23 protein-coding genes are annotated in these 21,257 nt (G+C 39.1%); all 23 read right to left on the bottom strand.

Features of this window, described 5'->3' with window-relative positions:
- Positions 1-171: 171 nt before the first annotated feature.
- On the bottom strand, positions 172-585 hold the full coding sequence (locus tag MK396_RS00405) for an MORN repeat-containing protein (protein ID WP_000413196.1): 414 nt from the start codon (positions 583-585) through the stop codon (positions 172-174).
- Positions 572-1,015 carry a low molecular weight protein-tyrosine-phosphatase gene (locus MK396_RS00400; RefSeq protein ID WP_125841196.1) on the bottom strand — a complete coding sequence of 148 codons (444 nt, stop codon included), beginning with the start codon at positions 1,013-1,015 and terminating at the stop codon, positions 572-574. Before MK396_RS00400 ends, MK396_RS00405 begins: the two co-directional genes overlap by 14 nt.
- A 47-nt stretch (positions 1,016-1,062) precedes the next feature.
- On the bottom strand, positions 1,063-1,383 hold the full coding sequence (gene yajC, locus MK396_RS00395) for a preprotein translocase subunit YajC (protein WP_001069055.1): 321 nt from the start codon (positions 1,381-1,383) through the stop codon (positions 1,063-1,065).
- A gap of 117 nt (positions 1,384-1,500) precedes the next feature.
- Entirely contained in the window at positions 1,501-3,477 is a 1,977-nt protein-coding gene (tkt, locus tag MK396_RS00390) for a transketolase (protein WP_268723332.1), read from the bottom strand.
- 127 nt (positions 3,478-3,604) lie between these two features.
- Positions 3,605-4,696, bottom strand: coding sequence for an L-ascorbate 6-phosphate lactonase (gene ulaG, locus MK396_RS00385; RefSeq protein WP_001134225.1), 1,092 nt, complete (start codon positions 4,694-4,696; stop codon positions 3,605-3,607).
- Between the two features lie 116 nt (positions 4,697-4,812).
- A complete protein-coding gene (locus MK396_RS00380; protein ID WP_000242141.1) occupies positions 4,813-6,486 on the bottom strand; it encodes a BglG family transcription antiterminator in 1,674 nt (557 codons plus the stop codon).
- 167 nt (positions 6,487-6,653) lie between these two features.
- Positions 6,654-7,358 (bottom strand): L-ribulose-5-phosphate 4-epimerase, encoded by a 705-nt coding sequence (locus MK396_RS00375; protein WP_001077565.1) that lies wholly within the window; start codon positions 7,356-7,358, stop codon positions 6,654-6,656.
- A gap of 1 nt (position 7,359) precedes the next feature.
- Complete coding sequence (locus tag MK396_RS00370; protein ID WP_000113588.1) at positions 7,360-8,223, bottom strand: L-ribulose-5-phosphate 3-epimerase; 864 nt, start codon at positions 8,221-8,223, stop codon at positions 7,360-7,362.
- 3 nt (positions 8,224-8,226) lie between these two features.
- Positions 8,227-8,892, bottom strand: a complete 666-nt coding sequence (locus tag MK396_RS00365; protein ID WP_000166723.1) for a 3-keto-L-gulonate-6-phosphate decarboxylase UlaD — start codon at positions 8,890-8,892, stop codon at positions 8,227-8,229.
- A gap of 14 nt (positions 8,893-8,906) precedes the next feature.
- The gene (locus MK396_RS00360) at positions 8,907-9,392 is read right to left on the bottom strand and encodes a PTS sugar transporter subunit IIA (RefSeq protein ID WP_001049934.1); all 486 of its coding nucleotides are present in this window, start codon (positions 9,390-9,392) and stop codon (positions 8,907-8,909) included.
- Between the two features lie 76 nt (positions 9,393-9,468).
- Positions 9,469-9,747, bottom strand: a complete 279-nt coding sequence (locus tag MK396_RS00355; RefSeq protein WP_000241470.1) for a PTS sugar transporter subunit IIB — start codon at positions 9,745-9,747, stop codon at positions 9,469-9,471.
- 22 nt (positions 9,748-9,769) lie between these two features.
- Positions 9,770-11,227: a PTS ascorbate transporter subunit IIC gene (locus MK396_RS00350; protein ID WP_000452078.1), complete on the bottom strand. Its 1,458-nt coding sequence runs from the start codon at positions 11,225-11,227 to the stop codon at positions 9,770-9,772.
- 132 nt (positions 11,228-11,359) lie between these two features.
- On the bottom strand, positions 11,360-11,983 hold the full coding sequence (locus MK396_RS00345) for a hypothetical protein (RefSeq protein ID WP_000970732.1): 624 nt from the start codon (positions 11,981-11,983) through the stop codon (positions 11,360-11,362).
- 51 nt (positions 11,984-12,034) lie between these two features.
- Complete coding sequence (gene jag, locus MK396_RS00340) at positions 12,035-13,021, bottom strand: RNA-binding cell elongation regulator Jag/EloR (protein WP_000242587.1); 987 nt, start codon at positions 13,019-13,021, stop codon at positions 12,035-12,037.
- Between the two features lie 14 nt (positions 13,022-13,035).
- A complete protein-coding gene (locus MK396_RS00335) occupies positions 13,036-13,863 on the bottom strand; it encodes a membrane protein insertase YidC (protein WP_268723331.1) in 828 nt (275 codons plus the stop codon).
- Positions 13,838-14,209, bottom strand: coding sequence for a ribonuclease P protein component (gene rnpA, locus MK396_RS00330; RefSeq protein ID WP_000748120.1), 372 nt, complete (start codon positions 14,207-14,209; stop codon positions 13,838-13,840). Before rnpA ends, MK396_RS00335 begins: the two co-directional genes overlap by 26 nt.
- Before the next feature lie 170 nt (positions 14,210-14,379).
- Entirely contained in the window at positions 14,380-15,513 is a 1,134-nt protein-coding gene (locus MK396_RS00325) for a tyrosine-type recombinase/integrase (RefSeq protein ID WP_268723330.1), read from the bottom strand.
- Between the two features lie 65 nt (positions 15,514-15,578).
- Complete coding sequence (locus tag MK396_RS00320) at positions 15,579-15,806, bottom strand: hypothetical protein (protein WP_004244165.1); 228 nt, start codon at positions 15,804-15,806, stop codon at positions 15,579-15,581.
- Positions 15,807-15,969: 163 nt separating this feature from the next.
- Positions 15,970-16,287 (bottom strand): hypothetical protein, encoded by a 318-nt coding sequence (locus tag MK396_RS00315; protein ID WP_268723329.1) that lies wholly within the window; start codon positions 16,285-16,287, stop codon positions 15,970-15,972.
- A 42-nt stretch (positions 16,288-16,329) separates the two neighbouring features.
- The gene (locus MK396_RS00310) at positions 16,330-17,157 is read right to left on the bottom strand and encodes a hypothetical protein (protein ID WP_268723328.1); all 828 of its coding nucleotides are present in this window, start codon (positions 17,155-17,157) and stop codon (positions 16,330-16,332) included.
- Positions 17,158-17,167: 10 nt separating this feature from the next.
- The gene (locus MK396_RS00305) at positions 17,168-17,986 is read right to left on the bottom strand and encodes an LPXTG cell wall anchor domain-containing protein (RefSeq protein ID WP_268723327.1); all 819 of its coding nucleotides are present in this window, start codon (positions 17,984-17,986) and stop codon (positions 17,168-17,170) included.
- 17 nt (positions 17,987-18,003) lie between these two features.
- Entirely contained in the window at positions 18,004-19,104 is a 1,101-nt protein-coding gene (locus MK396_RS00300) for a phage tail tip lysozyme (RefSeq protein ID WP_268723326.1), read from the bottom strand.
- Positions 19,105-21,249: a type IV secretion system protein gene (locus tag MK396_RS00295; RefSeq protein WP_268723325.1), complete on the bottom strand. Its 2,145-nt coding sequence runs from the start codon at positions 21,247-21,249 to the stop codon at positions 19,105-19,107.
- Positions 21,250-21,257 lie beyond the last annotated feature (8 nt).

Genomic DNA, 21,257 nt, shown 5'->3' with positions numbered 1-21,257 from the left:
TGATTTTTTTCTCAATATAGCTATGCAATAGAGTTTTGCTTGGATGATTGTGAAATTATGGAAAAAATTTTTTTATTTCACAAAGTTTTTCTAGTTGATAGTTATTTATCGAATTCGAGACAAGAAAGCGTTTTCTTTTTTGGTTTTGAAAATAGTCTCCTAACTTGGAGACTACTGTTTTTGCTGAAAAACGCCTTGTTTAAAGGTCCCTTCATAAACAACTTCTTGCTCTGTAGTCAACTTCCCTTGACCTTCAGCCTGACCATTTACAAAATCCCCTTCGTATTTCCAGCCATCTTTTGATTGAAAAGTCCCTTTTCCATTAAAGGCTCCATTATTGAAATCACCTGTATATTGGTCTCCATTTTCAAAGGTCAGAGTTCCTTGGCCATTCATTTTTCCTCGTACCAGGGTACCATCATAAACAAGGGCACCGCCATCAAGTGTCAGGGCACCCTTTTTAGGTGTATTTAGTAGAAATACTGAAAGGGCACAGAGTGCAATTACGACTACTGCAATGAACTCTAGCCTAGGGCGAGTTAGGTAAACTCTATACTTTTCATAGATTTGTTTAAGCTTTTCCATTGTCACTCTCATTTTCTAATCGATCTAGCCAGCTTTGACATCCACTTGTGATGCGAGCATAGGTTTCCTCAAAATCTCCTGTATACCAAGGATCTGGAACACTTTCAGATGCAAAAGGGTAGATCTTATACTGCAATTTCTGAGGACACATTTGACGCAGATCTGAAACGTTTGAAGCATCCATACCGATAATATAATCAAATGACTCAAAATCTTCTCTACGAATCTGGAGTGATGTTTTGTCTTTGTCATACGGGATCCGATATTGCTGGAAAATTCCTTGCGTTCCCTTATGAATCGGATTGCCATGTTCCCATGATGACGTGGCACGACTCTCAATCTGGTAATCGCTCGTCATGGATTTCATCACAAACTCTGCCATGGGGCTACGGCAGATATTTCCTAGGCAAACAAATACTATTTTTCTCATCCCTTTTCCTCTCACTTCATAGAAAAACGGGAGTGACAGGTCCCGTTTTATTCTTCGATTGCTCCGCCTTCGTCAACAACTGTTCCTTCTGGTGTCACAGCTTCTTTGAGTGGCAACACTGTCTTGATAGCAGCCAATTCAAAAGTCAAATAAACGCCATCTACATCAAGTACGATTGTTCTCTTCTCAGTGTCTACTTCATCCACTGTTCCGTAAAGGCCGCCAATTGTAATAACTTCATAGCCTTTTTGAAGTTTATTTAAGCTTTCCATACGCTTTTGAGCTTGTTTCTTTTGAGAACGTTGCATAAAGAACATCAAGGCCATCATACCTACAAGCATGATTAAAAAAGTAATATTTGGATTCATTATTTTCTCCTTTGTATTTTACATAGGACTACTATATCAAATTTCAGCTACTTTTACAAGGTTGTACCTTGTTTTTATGGTTATAAAAAATCAGAGTTTTCACTCTGATTTTTGTGATTATTTCAAGTTTTGAACGACTTTGACTAGATTTTCTACCGTAAATCCGTACGCTGCCAATACTTTTGGTGCTGGGGCAGATGCTCCGAAAGTATCAATACCGAGAACTGCACCATCAAGGCCAACATATTTGTACCAGTTTTGAGTTGCACCCATTTCGACTGCAACACGACGGCGAATTGCATTTGGAAGGATTTCTTCCTTGTACGCTGCATCTTGTTTATCAAAGACATCTGTAGATGGCATGCTGACTACGCGGACTTTTTCGCCTTGACTAGCTAATTCTTTGGCAGCTGCGACAGCTAGATTGACCTCTGAACCTGTCGCAATCAAGATTGTATCAAAGTCTGCCGCATTTTCATAGACAACATAGGCACCTTTCGCAACCTTGTCGAAGTCTGTTCTCTCTTCAACAGTCAAGTTTTGGCGTGTCAAGACAAGGGCAGTTGGTGTTTTCTCGCTTGTCACTGCAAGGTACCAAGCCGCTTGAGTTTCACGCGCATCTGCTGGGCGGAAAACATTGAGATTTGGCATAGCACGGAGACCTGCTAAGTGTTCAACTGGTTCGTGAGTTGGACCATCTTCACCAACTGCAATTGAATCGTGAGTAAAGACATAAGTCACAGGAAGTCCTTGCAAGGCTGACAAGCGAACAGCTGCTTTCACATAGTCAGAAAAGACGAAGAAAGTACCACCGTATACACGAAGTCCACCATGAAGGGCCATCCCGTTCAAGATCGTTCCCATTGCAAATTCACGAACACCAAACTGAATGTTGCGGTTCAAGCGATTAGCGTCGTCTTGAAGTCCATCCGTTTTGATATAAGTCATGTTTGAGTGAGCTAGGTCAGCTGATCCACCTAGGAAGGTTGGCAACTTAGCTGCCACAACGTTCAAAGCATCTTGACTTGAATTACGAGTTGCTTGAGAGAAGCCGTTTTCTAGAGCTGGGAAGTCTGCTGGAGTCACCTCAACTGGATCACGTCCGTCGATAATGGCTTCTACTTCTGCAGCCAGTTCTGGATGAGCCTCTTTATAGTCAGCAACTAATTTAGTCCAAGCTTGATAAGCTGATGCGCCACGGTCTGCAACATTTTCTTTGAAATCAGCATAAACTTGCTCTGGAATTTCAAATGGTTCATAGTCCCAACCAAGGGCTTGGCGTGTTGCTACAGTTTCGTCTGCTCCAAGAGGAGCACCGTGTACCGCATTCGTTCCTTGTTTATTTGGAGAACCGTATCCAATAACAGTCTTCACTTCAATCAAAGATGGTTTGCCTGAAGCCTTAGCTGCTTCGATAGCCGCATGGATTGCTTCCAAGTCTGTTCCATCTTCAACCAAGGCTGTATGCCAGCCGTAGGCATTGTAGCGATCACGAACACTTTCAGTAAAGGAATCCTTTGTCTCACCATCCAAGTTAATGTCATTTGAATCATAAAGAACCACCAACTTGTCAAGTTTTTGCAAGCCTGCATATGAAGCCGCCTCACTTGAGACACCTTCCATCAAGTCTCCATCTCCACAGATCACATAAGTATAGTGGTCAAAGATATTGAAGCCTTCGCGGTTATACTTCGCTGCAAGGAAACGTTCTGCTTGGGCAAAACCAGTAGCAGTAGAGATCCCTTGACCTAGAGGACCAGTTGTCGCGTCAACCCCTGCTGTATGACCAAATTCTGGGTGACCAGGTGTTTTGGAACCCCATTGGCGGAAGCTCTTGATTTCATCCATGCTGACATCTTCAAAACCAGAAAGGTGAAGAAGGGCATAGAGAAGCATAGATCCGTGTCCTGCTGAAAGAATAAAGCGGTCGCGGTTAATCCAATTTGGTTGGGCTGGATTGATACGAAGTTGTTTTGTAAAGAGGCTATAGGCCATTGGAGCAGCCCCCATAACCACCCCTGGGTGACCTGAGTTTGCTTTGTTGATGGCGTCAATACCTAGAAAACGAATTGCATTAACAGATAGATTTGACATAGAATTTCCTTTCTCTTTGAGGTGATTAATAAATCACACATCCTATTTTACTATTATATGAAAATTATCCGTATAGTGCAACATACGGATAACCTCCAGATAATAATTTACATCATTTGAACAGTTTTTATAGCAAAGCTTTGAATTGGATATTCGAATCTTGCTCGAAGCAATCATCAAATCCACGTGGGTGATGGTATTCTACTAGGTGCTGATCTTGAGGATAAGTGTACTTACCTCCTACTTCCCAGATAAATGGATGGAAGTTGTACTGCAAACGGTCTTTTCTCATCTTCCATAGTTCTAAAATTTCATTGGTTGAAGCCATAAAGTTTGACCAGATGTCATAGTGAACTGGGATAATGACTTTAGCACGCAGATTTTCTGCCATACGAAGAAGATCAATTGAAGTCATCTTGTCTTGGATACCAACTGGGTTTTCACCATAGTTGTTCAAAGCAACATCAATCTTAAAGTCTTTTCCGTGTTTCGCAAAGTAGTTTGAGAAGTGAGAGTCTGCACCGTGATAAATAGTACCACCTGGTGTTTCAAAAATATAGTTAACAGCTTTTTGAGCCATCTCTTCATCAGTAACAGTCAAACCTGCCAATTCTCCACCTGTTTCATCAGCACCGTTGACTGGCAAAGTTACCAAGCAAGTACGGTCAAAAGATTCCACAGCATGAATCTTCATGTCTTTGAGTTCAATGGTGTCACCTGGTTTAACTACAATAATGCGTTCTTTTGGCACTCCCCAGCCTTCCCAGATAAGTCCGCAATGGTAAGGTCCGATGAATTTAACATGTTCCAATTTTGGATTATTCAAAATAGCTGCGGCTGTATAAGGATCAATATGATCGCTATGGAAGTGGGAAACCAAGTAGTAGTCTAACTCATTGATTGCAAATGGGTCAATGACCATCGGTTGAACACGCAAGTTTGGTTGCAATTTACGTACACCTGCCATGTTAGCCATTTGGTGCCCACGGACCATATCTTTAACTTTTTTAGTAGATTTTCCGCGATTTGACCAAAGGTCCATCACAACGTTAGCACCACCAGGTGTCTTAATCCAAGTTCCACAGTTGCCTAGCCACCACATAGCAAAATTGCCTTCAGGAACGACTTCTTCTTCAATTTCTTCGTTGAGCCATGTTCCCCATTCTGGGAAAGTCGCTAGAATCCATGATTCTCTTGTAATTTCTTTTACGTTTGGCATTATGACATCCTCCATTTTTTGTTCAAGTTTTCATTTCATACTTAGTATAACACCCGCCCGAAAATTAAAAAAGACCAAGAAAAACACAGGTTTGTGTTCATCATTGGACTGTCATGTTATAACTCTTCAAAAAAGGACTGGATAAGTAATTCTTGATTTATCAGACTTTGAATCTCCTGCTGCAGTTTCGTTGCGGCACGCTTATCCGGTATATAAGTTGAAATAATGGTTGATAAATTTTCGCTGAAACTTCTGCCGTCTTTTCGAAAAACCTTGTTTTTCAGATAATCAACTATACGCAAGATATCCTCTGCCTCCAAGATAGGATTGACCTTTAAGACAGGGAAGCGACTCTCTAGTTCATCATTTGTTGTAATCACCAAATCCACCAAGGCAATATCCTCAACACTTTTAAACTGTTCTGTTGTGAAAACTGCCCCGATTTGTTCGTTGGGAAGATAGAAACGACATTGTTTGAGCAACAGTTTAGAAACCCCTACTCCTTCGTCACAAACCAGATAAATTTTTTTGGTGGCATTCTGCGAGGATGGAGTGTATTTCAAAAATCCACCAACGTGAATCGTCAGATAAGCAATCTCATCGTCCGTCAAGCGTACAAGCCAGGCTTCCTCCAAAATCTCGGCACATTTTTTGGTGATGATAAAGAGCTCGCTGTACTTGGAACGGATTTGCTTAGTAAGAGGATTTTTAGAAAAGATGCCATAGGTCTTTCTAAACAACAAAGCCTTACAGTGAATCAGCAGGTTACGTAACAAGTCTTCCTTGTTTTCGATTTCCATCTTGGTTTGTGATTCAAAATGCCAAATAAATTCCTCTAAAGTGACTTTCAGCTGGTGAAAGTCTTCGCTTTCCGCATGGACGTCTCTATCCTTTCTATAGGATAAAAGGAGAATGGCCAACAGAGAAATTTCGAGTTCCGATAAAGAAATTTCAAATGTCTCAAAAAGGCGCTCACTCAGCCTTTCAGATACTCTGTACTCTATTCTCTTACGAATCAAGGAAAAATCTTGATCAATATCCTGATGCTTTTCTTGATGACGCGTGATATTATCACAACTTAAAAGCAGATAAGGAAGCACTCGCAACATAAAGGTCACTTCATGATGATTTATTTTTTTCCCTAAATCCTGTTCAACCAGAGGGACTTGCTCCTTGAGAAATTGATGCATTTGTCTAGACAAAAGCAACTCTCCTTGGAATCTATCCTTTATCTTATCTTCAAGAATGGTAACAAAAGCTCCATTTCCTTCCATAAAGATATGGTATAAGAGCGATTGAAGATGCTGAATTTTATTTAAGGGGTGGGCGCTAAGATAATAACCTTGTGATTTACTTACTTGCAGGGTTACCTGATACTGTTCTAGGCTTAACTGGTAACGGATGGTATTGAGATCATTCAAAACGGTGTTCCGCGAAACTTCTGTTAATTCCATCAGTTTTTCGACAGTGATGCGTTCTTTGGAAATTCCAATCCAAAATAACATCATCTGCATGCGTTCTTCCCCGCTCATCACATAATCGTAGGAGTCAACTTCGGATAAAAGTTGCTGACAAGCAAGTCTCTGCTCCTCCGTTAAGTAGATACCAATACGAGGAAGGCTAACAAGGTGGTGTTCAGGATTGCCCAATGCATCATTAATTTTATCAACGTGATAATAGACCTTTCTCCTTGATTGACCCAAATCTTTGGAAATGGTCATAATCGTTTTGGGAGATTCTTGATCCAGGAGGTACATCAATAGCTCACAACTCGTTTTATCTAATACCATCTTATCCTCCTATTATTCGGGACCAATCAATCAAACAGTCTCCCTATCATAGCACTTTAATAAAAATATTTCAATGATAATATTTATCATTGGGCTCGTTTGCTTTTCAGGTTTATTGCAAAAGCGAGGCCTAGATACCTCCAAGCCTCTTTTCAATTGCCCGTTTTTTATTTTTGACCATAGTAGGCATTTGGTCCATGCTTTCTTTGGTAATGTTTTTCCAATATGTGCTGTGGTGCAGGTTCAACTCTTGGATTGATTTGCTCTGTGAAACGGTTCATCTTGGAAACTTCTTCGAGAACCACTGAATGGTAAACTGCATTTTCAGGGTTCTTGCCCCATGTGAATGGACCGTGGTTGCGAACGACAATCCCTGGTACTTCAACCGGATTGAGACCGCGACGTTCAAATTCTTCCAGAATGACCAAACCTGTATCCTTTTCATACGCTACTTCAACTTCATCCTGAGTCAAGCTACGAGCACAAGGAATTGGTCCATAAAAATAGTCGGCATGTGTGGTCCCATAAAATGGAATATCACGTCCCGCCTGTGCCCAACCCACTGCTTCTGTCGAGTGAGTATGAACCACACTACCAATGGTAGGCCAAGCTTTATATAATTCCACGTGAGTTGGTAGGTCGGAAGATGGTCTCAAATCACCTTCAAGTACCTTCCCATCCAAATCTGTCACCACCATGTTTTCAGGAGTCAATTTATCATAATCTACTCCCGATGGCTTGATAACAATCACGCCTAGCTCACGATTCACTTCTGAGACATTGCCCCATGTGAATTTAACCAAGCCGTGTTTAGGAAGAGATTGATTAGCTTCGCAGACACGCTTTCTCATATCATTGATTACTTGATTCATCTTACATCAAACCCGCTTTCTTTATTAATGGGTAGAGGAAATCTTGTGCTTCTTTGATAGCCACTTTGGTTTCTTCTACTGTTTCACAGTTTTCAGACCACATCTCGATTAGGAAAGGACCATTATAGTTGGTCTTTTTCAAAATATCAAAAGCTGCTTCCCAGTTGACGCAGCCAGTTCCAAAAGGAACATCTCGGAATTGTCCTTTTGAAGTTTCGGTCACGGGATAGGTATCCTTGAGGTGGAGGGCTGCAAGGGCATGGTGCCCGATATAAAATTCACTGTAAACGTCATTATGCCAAGCTGAGACATTACCAATATCTGGATAAACAAAAAGATAAGGTGAATCAATCTCTTTTTCAACAGCCAAGTACTTTTCAATGCTATTAATAAAAGGATCATCCATAATTTCAATAGCTAAGATGACCTGAGCTTCCTCCGCCCAGACACAAGCTTGTCTGAGGTTTTTGATGAAACGTTCACGTGTTTGAGGGGACTTTTCCTCATAATAAACGTCATAACCAGCTAACTGAATCGTACGAACTCCCAAATCCTGAGCTAGTTCGATACATTTTTTCATCAGTTCCAGCGATTTTTCTTCTAGAACTGGATCGTTTGAACCCATTGGATAGCGACGATGACCTGAAAAACAGATGGACGGAATTCGGATTCCTGTTTCATAGATGGCTTTCACGATTTCCAATCGTTCTTCCTTGCTCCAATCAAGACGAGCCAAACGTTCATCACGCTCGTCAATCGACATTTCAACAAAGTCGAAGCTCAATTCTTTTGCAAAATTCAAGCGTTCCAACCAAGTAAAATGCTTGGGTGTAGCTTTTTCATAGATTCCAATTGGACGTGCCATAGATTACCCCCAAATTCGTTTGATTTCGTCCTTAAAGGCACGTGCTGCGCCTGCTGGATCTGCTGCCTCGGTAATTCCGCGACCTGCGATAAAGGTAAAGACATCCACTCCTTCAAAGAGTTTGAGTGTGTCCACATCCAGTCCTCCCGTAACAGACACACGGAAGCCCATATCAATCAATTTTTTGACCTTGTTTAGATCTTTTTCGCCCCAAGTTTCCCCAGCAAGCAGGGCATCACGAGATTGGTGATAGATTGCTTGGGAAATTCCCGCATCAAGCCAGAGTTGAGCCTGTTCAAAAGTCCAGTCTCCATAAAGTTCGATTTGGATTTCACCTCTATCTCCACGTTCAGCTGTGATGGCTTTAAGAGCAGCTTCCATAGTCGGAATGGTTGCACAGCAGATACAAGTCATCCAGTCCGCTCCACGTACAGCATTATTCTTGGCAACCGTTCCACCAGCATCCGCACACTTGGTGTCTGCAACGATGATCTTATCTGGGAAAAGGCTACGCAAGACTTCTACTAATTCGCTCCCTACTTGAAGTAGGCAAACAGTACCAGCTTCGATGATATCCACTTCATGACCAACAGCTACAGCAGCCTTAATGGCGCCTTGCAAATCTGAATGGTCTAGTGCAACTTGTAAATTTGGTATTCTTTTTGTCATCTTCCTACTCCTTTTTAGCTTTCCAAGTCCAAGCCTTCGAGGTATGGACTATTTTTTGATTCTTCAATCATATCCAAAACTTCTTCTTTGCTCTGGCATCCTTGTAAGCGGGCAATGGAATCTTCCAACTCAAACAAGGCAATAATTTGTGGAATCGCTACACTTGTATGAATCTTTGAGCTTGTCGCAGCCAAAGCTAGTAAGACGGATACTTCTTTTCCATCTGAAAAAACAACTGATTTTTGCAAGGTAATCAGTGAAAAAGCATCCCGCTGAACACCTGCCTCTGGCCTAGCATGGGGCATAGCCATCCCTGGCATTAAAATATAGTAGGGACCATATTCTTCTGTTGACTCAATAATCGCATCATAGTACTCTGGTAAAATTGCGCCACTTTCAATCAAGGGTTCCACCGCTAACTTAACTGCTTCTTTCCAATCAGCCGCCTCAAGTCCCAATCGAATTGAATTATTTTCAATCAAAGCCTGTTTTAAATTCATAGTTGCCTCCTTTATGTAAAGAGGGACTAGGACAGAACCCAGTCTTCACAGTTTCTGTCCAGCCCCCTCCAACCTTCTATAGTGCCTGACTGAGTTTTTCAGTGATTTCTTTATCATCCATCAAGTTGTCAAGCCCAATTAACTTCCCATTTGTTCTCCCTTCCAATTCTTGGATCAGGTGAAGAGAGGCGATAACGATATCATAGCCAGCTGCCAAACTTTTAGCTTCGCCGACACTGCATGAGTTTACTGTAAAGTCTGTTTGGTTTAGCTTGCGGAGCGCATTTTCCACCTTCATCTTGATAACCATTGATGAACCCATACCATTTCCACATGCTGCTAATACTTTAACCATTTTATTTCTCCTTTTCTAAATTCTAAGCTTCTTCTTGTACTTCGCCGTTATAGTATTTTTCTTTATCTTTAGCTTTGGCAAATTGAATTTGAGGAATGACAAGCAAGAAGAGGCAAACAAGCACATAACCAATAATACCAAGGTATTTGAAGATGTAGCCAAATCCAAGCCATGGGAATTCAAAGTCGATATTTCCATGGTAACCACCATAAGCCGCCAAGTCGAGAAGGGCTACGCAAAGAGCACCAAGGGCAACTTGAAGTACACCTGAGATAAAGGACAAGATAACTGCCGCTTTCCAACCACCACGTTTATCAGCGTAAACGGCGATAGCTGCATTATCAAAGAATACCGGTACAAATCCTGTGATGATAAGGATAGGATTTTTGAAGACGATGAGTAGAACGATTGTAATCAATTGACCAATCAAACCAAAGGCAAAACCTGACAAAACAGCGTTTGGAGAGCCAAATCCATAAGAAGCTGCAACGTCCACCGCTGGGAATGAACCTGGCAAAAGCTTACTTGAGATACCTTGGAAGGCATTTGTCAACTCAGATACGAACATGCGGACACCTTGCATCAAGATAAACAAGTAAACTGAGAAGGTGAAGGCTGTTTGGATAATATACATGAAGAAGTCTTGCTTAGCAGGATTGAACAAGGTTCCTGAAGTGATTACTTCTTTATTTGACATGATTTCTGGTCCCAAGATCAAGAGAATAGCACCAAAGAAGACCAGCATCAAGGTCGCAGAGGCAACTACTGTATCATGAAAGATAGAGAGGAATTTAGGCAATTTAATATTGTCTAGACTTTCTTCCTTCTTACCAAAACGTCCTGCGATTTTATCTACAAACCAAATAGCAAATTGTTGTTGGTGACCAATCGCAAAGCCACCCCCACCAGTCAAACGTTGAGTTGCTTCAACAGTCATGTTTGAGCTAATTGCCCAGTAAAGTCCACAGATAATTCCGATAGCCGCTGTACCGTAAGCATTGCGCAATTGTGGAACCAAGAAGAGAACCATAAGAGAAACAGTTGCTGCTTGTTGCACCATGATATGCCCTGTGATAAAGAGAGTTCTCACTTTGGTGAGTTTACGGAAAGCCACTAGCAGAATATTGACCCCGAAACCGATCAAAAGGGCTGTTGTTGCAGTTCCGACAAAATCAGGAAACTCAGCTGCAATTTTGTTATTTGCGGCTGCTAGTCCAAAGTAAGGGTCGATAACTGCCGCACCAATTTGAAATTTAAAGTTGAGCGCTGCCAAGATCGGACGGAAAGTGGTAACCAAGCCTCCCGCACCAACGTTCAGCAACATATAACCAACTGTCGCTTTTACAAATCCTGAAAAGACTTCATGAGCTGGCTTTTTCAAAAGCGCATACCCAATTAGTACCAAGAGACCCACGAAAAATGCGGGATTCTGCAAAATATTGCTAGAAAACCAATTTAGAACACTTGAAATGACTTCCATAACTGTTCTCCTTTATTTGAATTGTTTTTGTAACTTTATTATATATTTTGAAAACACAAACAAAAAGACCAAGAATTACACAGCGGACTGTTCACTCTTGGACTGAACGATTTATGATATTTTTGAGAAATTTTACTTCCTCGTCACCTCATAGTAAGGAAGTAGGCGAGTATAAGTTTCTTCTAATTTTTCTAAAATCTCTGCTAATGTTTGATTTTCAATAAAAGAAACATCCGACTTTACCAAAACTTTACGGATTTCCTGATTGCGTACCTTCTCGCGTAAAGTGCGACGGTTCTCCTCAGTAGCCTCCACCTTATGACTTTCCCCATTTGAGTAGACTAGATAATAAATTCCTTCTACCACTGGAAGTTCTAAAACCTTGGCTTGCTTGTCTAAAGTCTGTTCATCTTTCTTGCGCTCAATGAAGCTGACTTCTAAGGAAATCCCAAAATCTGAGGGTTTCCCATACAAACGCAGCGCCAACATGGGTTCTGTTACCTGCCCCTCTCTCTGTAGATAGGCCCAGAAATGCGGTCGCAAGCGCTGCGCTTGATTCATCCACTGACTAGTCTGTTGAAGTTGCCATTCTGGATGACTTGCTTGGAAGTCCTTGGCCAGATTTGTAAAAGCCTTACGAGCCTCCTGGCCTTTGTGGCGCAATTCCAGCATCTTCTCTCGCTCATCTCCAGACTTATCTGGATTACGATACTGGATCCCCGCGTAAGATAGATAGTTTCTGATGGTTTCCATCATCGGTCTTTTCTCCTTTTTTCTAGCAAAAAATCAGGTCAAGCCTGATTTTGTTTATTCTGTATCTACGACAACATAGCGATTTGGCTCATCACCCTCAGAATAACTGGTCACTCCATCCATGCGTGAAATAATGCGATGGATAATCTTGCGTTCGCTATTCGACATTGGATCTGTTTGCTGGCTACGACCTTCCTCCAAAACGCGATTCGCTAATTTTTGAGCGTAGGTTTGCAAGACTTCTGCACGGTGTTCAACATAATCATTGACGTTAATCGTAATGTAGAAAGTTCTTGAATAGCGATTATAAAGGTAATTTTGCGCCAATAGTTGAAGAGCTTTCAAGACTTTTCCGTGATAGCCGATAATACGGCCTGGTTCATTCGTGTCAATTTGAAGATTGATGGTGCGGCGATTGTAGTCACTTGAAATCGTCCCTTCAACATCCATATCATCTACAATGGTTTGAACGTAGTTAGCTACTTCAGTTGCCACTTGTTCGATGTCATAACTTGGTTCTACTTTCAAGCCTAAATCTTCCAAAGATTGGCTTGTTGCTTCCTGCGTTTCAGTTTCTTTTTCTGGAGCAGATTCCACTTCCTCGGCAGTATCCTCTGGTTCCAAATCATTTAAAATTGAAATATGACCTGTTTCTTCCAAAATCGTGCTGGCATGTTTTTCATTTTTCAGGATTTCAGCCTTGACCTCTTCAGAAACACCTTGACCTTCTTCTTCAATCTTCTTAATCGCTTCAACTACATGCCCCAAATCAACAGTTGCTTCACTTACTGTTTTCACGGGTTCATTTTTTTCATTGACTTCTTTTGGAACCCCTTTAATGGCCTGCTGATTGGCTTTGATCACTGTCGTTTCACTAATCGCTTCGATATCAACTTGAGCCGGCTTCTTACCAAACAAGCCTAAGAATCCTTTTTTCTCTTTTGAAACGACCTTGATGTGGGCCTTCATTCTTGGAATGTCTAATTCTTTCAATCCTTTTTGGATTGCTTCTTCAACCGTTGAACCTGTAAATAATACCATTACCAGATTCCTCCTTATTTTTTCTTTTTCTGTGCTTTTTTCAAAGCTCTTCTCTTCTTGCCTTCTAAATCTTTTTCTGCTTGCGCCACTGCTTCTCTTTCAGCAATAATCTTGAAAGGATTGTTCAAAAAATAGGTTTGCAGAACTTGGTAAGCATTGGATACGGCCCAGTACAAGGCTACACCACTTGGGGCGGAGATGGCAAAAACAAAGATCAATACAGGCATACCATACATCATCCCTGTCGTAGCTCCACTTTTTTCGGACAAAGCTTTATTCGATAACCAGCTACTCAAGAAGGTAAAGACTGCCGCCAAAATCGGAAGGACAAAACTTGTATCTACTCCTCCCAAATTAATCCATAAAAAGTGACCTGTTTTCAAAAAGTCTACTCGACTCAAGGCTTGAAAGAGCGCCAAGAGAACCGGCATTTGTATTAAAATTGGCCAGAGAGAGGATGAATGTTTGATTCCTAACTCTTTATAAACCTTACGCATCTCCTGGTCTAGCTTGGTTCTACTTTCCATATCACGACCTGGGTATTTCTCTCGCAAAGCCTTGATGCGCGGTTGAGCCTCTTGCATTTTTCTAGAGGCAACCATCTGTGTCTGAAAGACCGGCAATAAAATCGTCCGGATCAAAATCGTGAAGAGAATAATCCCCACTCCGATACTAATATCAAAGGACAAAAAGCGGATAATTTCAGCAAAAAAATAGACGAATTTGCTCCAAAAGTCTGTCGAATCTGCTGTTATATCGCTAGCTGTACCATTTGTTGCACAGGCTGTCATGATAAACAAGGACAGGCCCAACAAACTAGTCAACTGTAGTTTCTTTTTCACTCCCATTTCCTTCCTGGTAAATCTTTGATAACTTTAATACGTGGAGTAGGTTTTTCTCCATCTCTGCATATTCCAAGGTTTCCACCCCTTTTCGGGCAATCACGACAAAATCAACATGCTCTACTAAACTCCCTTTTACACTTTGTAGAATGTGCCGGATTCGTCTCTTGATTTGATTTCTGGTAACTGCATTCCCCAGCTTTTTGCTGACGGACAGTCCTACTCGAAAATGGTTTTGCTGGTTTTCCAATTGGTAGACAACAAATTTTCGATTGGCAAAACTTGTTCCGTCCTTGAAAATCGCCTTAAAATCTTTCTCTCTTTTTACACGAAAGCTTTTCTTCAAAACTCAACTCCATCTATTAAATTACTACTATTATACCAATTTCCCTCAATAAAAGCTAGACAAATACCGTCAATCATAGACATAAAGGCTTTTTTCTACATTCTTACTCCAAAGATTATGGACTATTTTAGACATTTTTAGACATTTCTTGGTTACTTTTTGGTTAGCTTTTACAAGTCCAATTTATCCAATTTTTCAGTTATATTAAACTTCATCTGCTCCGTAACATGAGTATAAACTCCCAAAGTCATTTTCTCGTTCGTATGACCTACTCGTTCCATAATCGCTTTGATTGGAACTTCCAATTCTGCAAGTAAACTAATATGCGAATGCCTAAAAACATGAGTAGTCAATACAAAATCCTCTTCTTTTTGGATTCCACTTCTTTTAAAACTTCTCTTCAAAAAATCATTAAAAGAAAAAATCATAAAAGGATTCCCATTTTTCGTAAATATAAATCGCCCTTCTTTTTCAATGAGAAGATATTCTTCTATGATCTCTAACACTCTATCGCTAATACCAATGACTCTATAAGAAGCTAAACTTTTTGGACTATCTAGGAATATTTCTGCTTTACTTCCGCTCGTATGCAATGTATGCTTAACTTCTAGTGTTTTATTTCCAAAATCAATATCCTCAAGAGTCAAAGCCAAAACTTCTCCAAAACGTAATCCAGTCAAATACATAAATTCAACAATCAAACGTACTCGTTGATTCTTTTCTTCTTTTTCTAAAAAATTAAGATACTGAACTACTTCTGCTCTAGTAAGATACTTATTCTGTTTCTTCCTGACTTTTTTTAAATTCTTCTTCCTTTTTGGCAAAACAACATTATCAATAGGATTCTCACTTATATAACCAACATTTAAGCAATACTTAAAAAATAAGTTTAATAAAACTTTCTTATTTTTCCTATGTTCTGCAGAGCATGGCAATTCTAACAATATATTCTGAACTATTCGACTTGTCACATTCACCAATAAATAATCTTCTAATTTTCTAACTTCACCTATAATAGTATATTTCTGAGACTTAAACGTACTTCTTTTCAATTCTGTTTCACGAATTTTCAAATATTCTTCGTAAGCTTGTTTAACTGTAATATCCCTAACTACTTCCTTCTTCTTTTCTATTTTCTCCCTCTTTTTTTCTATTTTCTCATCCAGCAAGATTCTTGCTTGTTTCTGAGCTTGCCTTGTCTTAGAAGTCAAAGTTATAGAAACTTGTTTCCACTTATTCTCTTCTAAATCAAAATATTTTTCATAATATCTATATTTTCCATTCTCCAATTCTCTAAAAAACATTTTATACTCCTTTTAAAAATGAGTATATCTCTAGTCAATAACTATAGTATATCATTTTTTCCCAATCAAATATATCTAACTCTCTCTCTATGCAGAAGAAATAGATAAAATCCTCTCACATTAATCAATACTTTTTGTCCTGTCCTAAAAGATATATCTTTAAATTCTTTCGTCTTTTGACTTTCGTCTAATCTCCTTTCAATTGTTTTAATACTAATCGAAGGGAAATAATTTGCTTTTAAATCCTTCTTTGATACACAAATATCAGGATAATTATTATATGATTTTTCCATTTTTATTCTCCTATTTCCGAACAAATTTTGAATACCTGGTTGAACCTTTTTGACCCAAAATACGAATTTTATATCCTATCCTGGTTTCTTTATGTTCACTTTTTTCTCCATAAAACGACAAAAAACAGCAAGCCATTCCTGACTTGCCACATTTTCAATTATGTTATAACTGTTCTAGTAATTTTTCTATATCAGGAAAATACGTATAAGCTACTCCTCTTGTAAAATCAAAAGAATAACATTCCTCAACCAATACAGAAACACTAGCATAATTTCTTTTTGGTAATTTTTGGTTAGCATGACAACCCTCATAATGATAAACAACACGAACATACTGATCATAATTTCTAACATCAACTAGCATAGTTTCAATCCCATAACCAGTATCACGACTAGCTGTAAATTCCAAACACTTTTGATTATCTCCCAATCTCTTAGCTAATCTTACAGCATACATTTTCAATAAACCTACTTGATCCATTTTCTACTCCTTAACATAAAAAAAGGCAGATTTTACTCCGCCTTAAGTATTTGCCACTTTTACACGAACACCTTTCACTGTAAAAGCCTTTCTTCGACTTAAATCTAATCGAATCAATTTGAAATAAAAATCTAATTCTTTTCCAAAAGGATATACTCTAAACACTAAATGATACATTTCATCTACATCAGAAAATCCCTTTTTCAAAGGAGCTTCAAAACCATTCCATGCTTCTCTAGAATAAGCAATACCAGTAAATCTTTCAACATTCAAAAAACTTAACTCTACAATTCCTTGATAAGTCTCTTTTACTGCACGTTTATTAATCATAACCATTCGTTGGTTTGCATCACTTTCACCTGCATCAACATAGAAATTGATTTCAGGAGGAAAAGGATCCGTCATTTTCTTAATTCCAAGATATTCCTTATTTAAGACATTTTTAAATAAATATCGTTGAAATAGTTTTGTTTGAAACCACTTCATAAACTGATAAATACCAACGCTAATAAGAGCCATTAAAATCCATAATGAAAATTCATTCTCTTGAAATGGAAAATCCACTGCAATTAAAAAAATCGAAACTAACACAAAGCTTCCAAAAAATGAATAAATGAATCTCTCAACACCAAAACGCAATTTTGAAAAAGAAACAGATAAGATGGAAATAATCATTAAAAATCCTAAATAATTTGAACTAATTTCAAGTATTGCTGATATTTTTTTAATCAGAACGGCACTCGCTATCATTTCAAATACTAAAGATTGCCATTTAAACAACTGACCAACCAGCCAATTTACTCCACAAATTGCAGATAGTTTATACCCCAACTTATCTGATTCTTTCAAAATTCTAAACAACTCTTTCATACTATCTCCCTTAATTCAATTTACGTCGACCCCAAACAGTAGCAATCAATCCAATCAAACCCCAAATAGTCGTAAAAATTGTGCTAGCTGTTCCTGTATTTGGAAGAACTTTCAACTGTCCCTCTTTATCTTTCAAAGCGATTGTTCCATCTTGCTGTTTCACAGCCCCAATTTCATAAGGTTCTTTTTCTTGATAATCACCTTCTTCTGTTTCTACTACTACTTTTCCTTGATTCGTAGATACAACTGTATGACCTGTATTTGTTTCAATAGGCTGCTCTTTGATTTCTTCTTTAGTGACATTCAAGGGCTGCGGAGTATCTTGTTCTTTTACTCCAACAATTTCTTCTGCCTTTTGTTTCTGCTCCTTAATTTCAGGAGTATCTTCTACAGTAGGCTTCTTATCTTCTTTTGGTGTTTCTTCTTTCGGCTGTTCTGATGGAGTAGGTGAATCAGCCACAATGCCTTTATTGTCCTTCTCCTGCTGTTTCTCAGAATCACCACCCAAATTCAAATTATCATTCACTTTAGGCACTGGTTTTTCTGCAGGGGCTTCTGCTGGCTTTTCTTTTTCCGTAGGTGTTACAACAATACCACCTGCTTTATCATCAATAGGCTTCTCACTTTCACCACCAATCACAACCGTTGATGACTTATCTTCCTTCGGTTTTTCCTCCGTCGGTTTTGTTTCCGTTGATGGAGTTGCTACAATACTTGTCGTATCATTTGCGACCTTACTATCACCACCAAGTGAAAGTGTATCTGCAAAGGTCGTCGTTGCCGAACTCAAGATAGCCACAGATAACAATGTTACAAATTTCTTATTCATATTTTTTCCTCTTTTCTTTATTTTCCAATTACATAATAAAAATTCTTCGCTTCCTCAGCACTAAATACACGATAATCTGTGATTCCAGTACCTTGTCCACTTTGAACAAAGTTACATTCTGAAATCAATATTGACCCATCATCTTTTACATCTTCGACAAAGGCCACATGACCATAAGTTGGGTGACCACCTGCCTGCCTTCCTTGAAAACTAACAGCAGAATGCTTCGTAGGAGTATTCGTTACTTCATATCCTGACTTATGCGCCCAATCTTGACCATTACCCATATATGGATCAAACTGTATTCCAAATTCTTTAGCTCGATTAAAGACATACCAGGTACACTCGCCATAAGGATAGGATTCAGTGATATAGCCTTCCTTAGTAATTTCCTTGTCAATGGAGTAGCCGTTTGGTATCTCCATCGCAACCGCTCCAGGAGCAATATCTAAGCTACCAGCTATTGCATTTCCACTTGACGAGCCATCCGATTCAATCGTGCCCTTAAAGACTTCATACCACTTCTTGCTATCCTTTTCCAGTTTTTCTAGTTTAGTCTGTCCGTCTGATAAGGAAACCCCCTCATAATGTTCAGACCAATACTTGGCACTTTCAAATGGATCAGTTGCTTTTTGCATGTAGTCTTTTACTTTTTTATAGCCATGATTCAACTCATAGGACATCAATTCTAGTTGAACTGTACTATCTAACGTTCGAGAGCTTGCATTCGCCCATCGATCACCATTAATTGTATTTCCATCCCAGCCTGACCATTGAAAATAACCAGCTACACCTCCTGACGGATTCGTCAGTTTAGGGTCAAAACCACTTTCTCTTTCTGCATTTGCCAAAGAACCACTAGCACCTTCCAAAGTGAACTTCTCTTTTGAGAGTTCCCAGTTTAGAATCTTAATGACATCTTCTGCACGTTCGACGGAAATATTGGCTTTCTGAGCCACTTCTTGCGCTGTTAAACGTGTTCTCTTTCCAGTCGTACTACCTGACGAACCACCAGCAGAACTCGTAATCAGTCCACCAAGAAGAAGCATCAAAAACAGAAAAGAAAGCAACGGCAAAAAGAAGCCAAACAGGGCAAAGGTTCGTCTAGTCTTTTTCATCTACGTAGCTAACCTTTCTTGTAAACCAAGTCTACCTTTTTTCCTTTGTAATTTGCGTATTCTTTCTTTGCGTTCCAAGCGTTTCAAAGATGGCAAATCAGCCGTTGCTTTCCATACACCATTTTCAAATTTTCTTGCATTTGGTGTATAGCCTTTAATTTCCTGCTTTCTATACATGCTTTCACGGACTCTATTTTGTAAAGTCTTGTAATTTTCTTTATTTACTCTTTGTTTGTTTTCATCCTTTTCTCCATAGTTTTTAAAATACTCAACTTTCATCTTGGCTCGGTCAAGCATTTCTCGTCTATGTGCCTTCCTCAATTCAACTTTTTTAGCACGTTTTATCTTACGAGCCATATAGTCATCATTTTGTGGAATTTCCATCTTAGCTAGATTGCTTCTTTTCTCCAAACGATTTTCATTCCAGTTTTTCAACGGTTTTGCCTTATCACCAACCCATCTTTGAGCATTGTTTTTGGTGATTCTTGCCAAGGATTTTACTCGGTTAGGAACTCTATCTCCAACCTTCGTCGCAAATGTTTTTGCCCTTTGCAAGTTCATCCCATTTCCTAGACGACCTAATCGACCTCTTGTCAAACTAGAAAGAGGATTCCCCTTTCCATTCAGGAAGGATAGAAGGTTGTCTCTATTCCTAAATAGCCAGTAAATCACAATACATTTCAAAAACGTTGCTACAAGACCAGGTCCACCACTAAAATCTTCTATGTAACTTGACATATTTCCATAAATAATCGGAACAATAACGCTTGCCAGACTAATAGCAGACGAAATCAACAAGAAGGAGATCCCTTTTTTAGAAATGCCACTAAAATAATGACTAAATTGTGGGAAAAGACTTAAAATTAAAGCAAATGGTGAAATCAACAACAATAGGGCATAAGAAAGCAAAATCACTACTCGACCTAACCCCATTGAAAGATACACAATACCGACTACAACAACATCAAAAATCGAGGTAAAAGCATAAGTGAACTTATCAGACCATTCATCAACCAAATTCTGACCTTTGACATCTTCTGTTTCGTTTTTGTCATTCTTTTTGGTCAGGGCTTTAATTTCTTTATCCGATAACTTGAAATTTCCTTTCCCTTCCTGATAGTTGGTCAAATCTTGGAAGTCTTCCTCCGAAAGATAATAATTTCCCTCACTATCTTTTTTTGAGTTCATGTTTTTATAAGCAGGGATAATCGTTGAGTTAAAATAGCTTTCAGCCATCGACGTATCTACAGTTCCCACCTTTTTCACAATCTCCGTTTGAAATTCTTTTGTAATCTCATCCGTGACATTATATAGATGAATGGGAAGATAGCGCTCAGGACTGCCATTGATTGAAATTTTAGTGAAAAAACCACCAACAAGCGCAAAGACCAAACCAAGTTTCAAAGCCGTTTTGAAAACTTGTCCGCCTTTAACCCACACAGATAAAATATAGATAGCCATAAAGACACCTGCGATATATTTTGTGGTTGCTCCAAACAAAACAGAGAAAACAGCACTTGCCATTTCTACAACCTTGTTCAAGAATGGCGATACATCCGTCATTTTTTCAACCGCAGATACTAGACTTACAATGATTCCAAACAAGAATTTAGAGAACCAGAAAATAGCTTGAACGACTTTATTTATCCAATAATTTCCGACCTCACCCAAACCAAACAGACCTTTGTCAAAATAGACATAGCTGGTCAAGCGCTTCATTTTTGTCTTGAAATTGGCATAACTTAATTTTGTATTGGCTTTTTCTTCCTCTTCCTTCTTTTTCTTTTCTTCTTCTTGCTTTCTTTGAGTTTCCTTAACGCTATCAGCAACACCTTGATTGGCATTTGCACCAACAACATCCGAACTTCTTCTTAATGTATCATCAGTAATTTTTTCTAAGGAATCTTTATTTTCAGATGGATTAGGCTTAACAATACTAGAACTTGCACCTGTATTACCGCTATTGGGAAGCGTTAAACCATCACTAGAACTAGATGAGCTTGTCGAAGAAGATTTATCCCTTACAAAAGCTGGAGTTTCAGACAGCGTACCATTCGGCAGTGAAACTGTTCCTATATCTGCGAAAGCCAACAAAGGAAAGAAAATAGAAAGTAAAAAAACAAACAGAGCTAGTTTCTTCTTCATCTTTTCTC

The organism is Streptococcus oralis, from assembly GCF_026782235.1.
In the GTDB taxonomy this organism is placed as follows: domain Bacteria; phylum Bacillota; class Bacilli; order Lactobacillales; family Streptococcaceae; genus Streptococcus; species Streptococcus oralis_CC.
The sequence above is the reverse complement of the archived record's forward strand: the minus strand, read 5'-3'. Positions and strand labels throughout refer to the sequence as shown.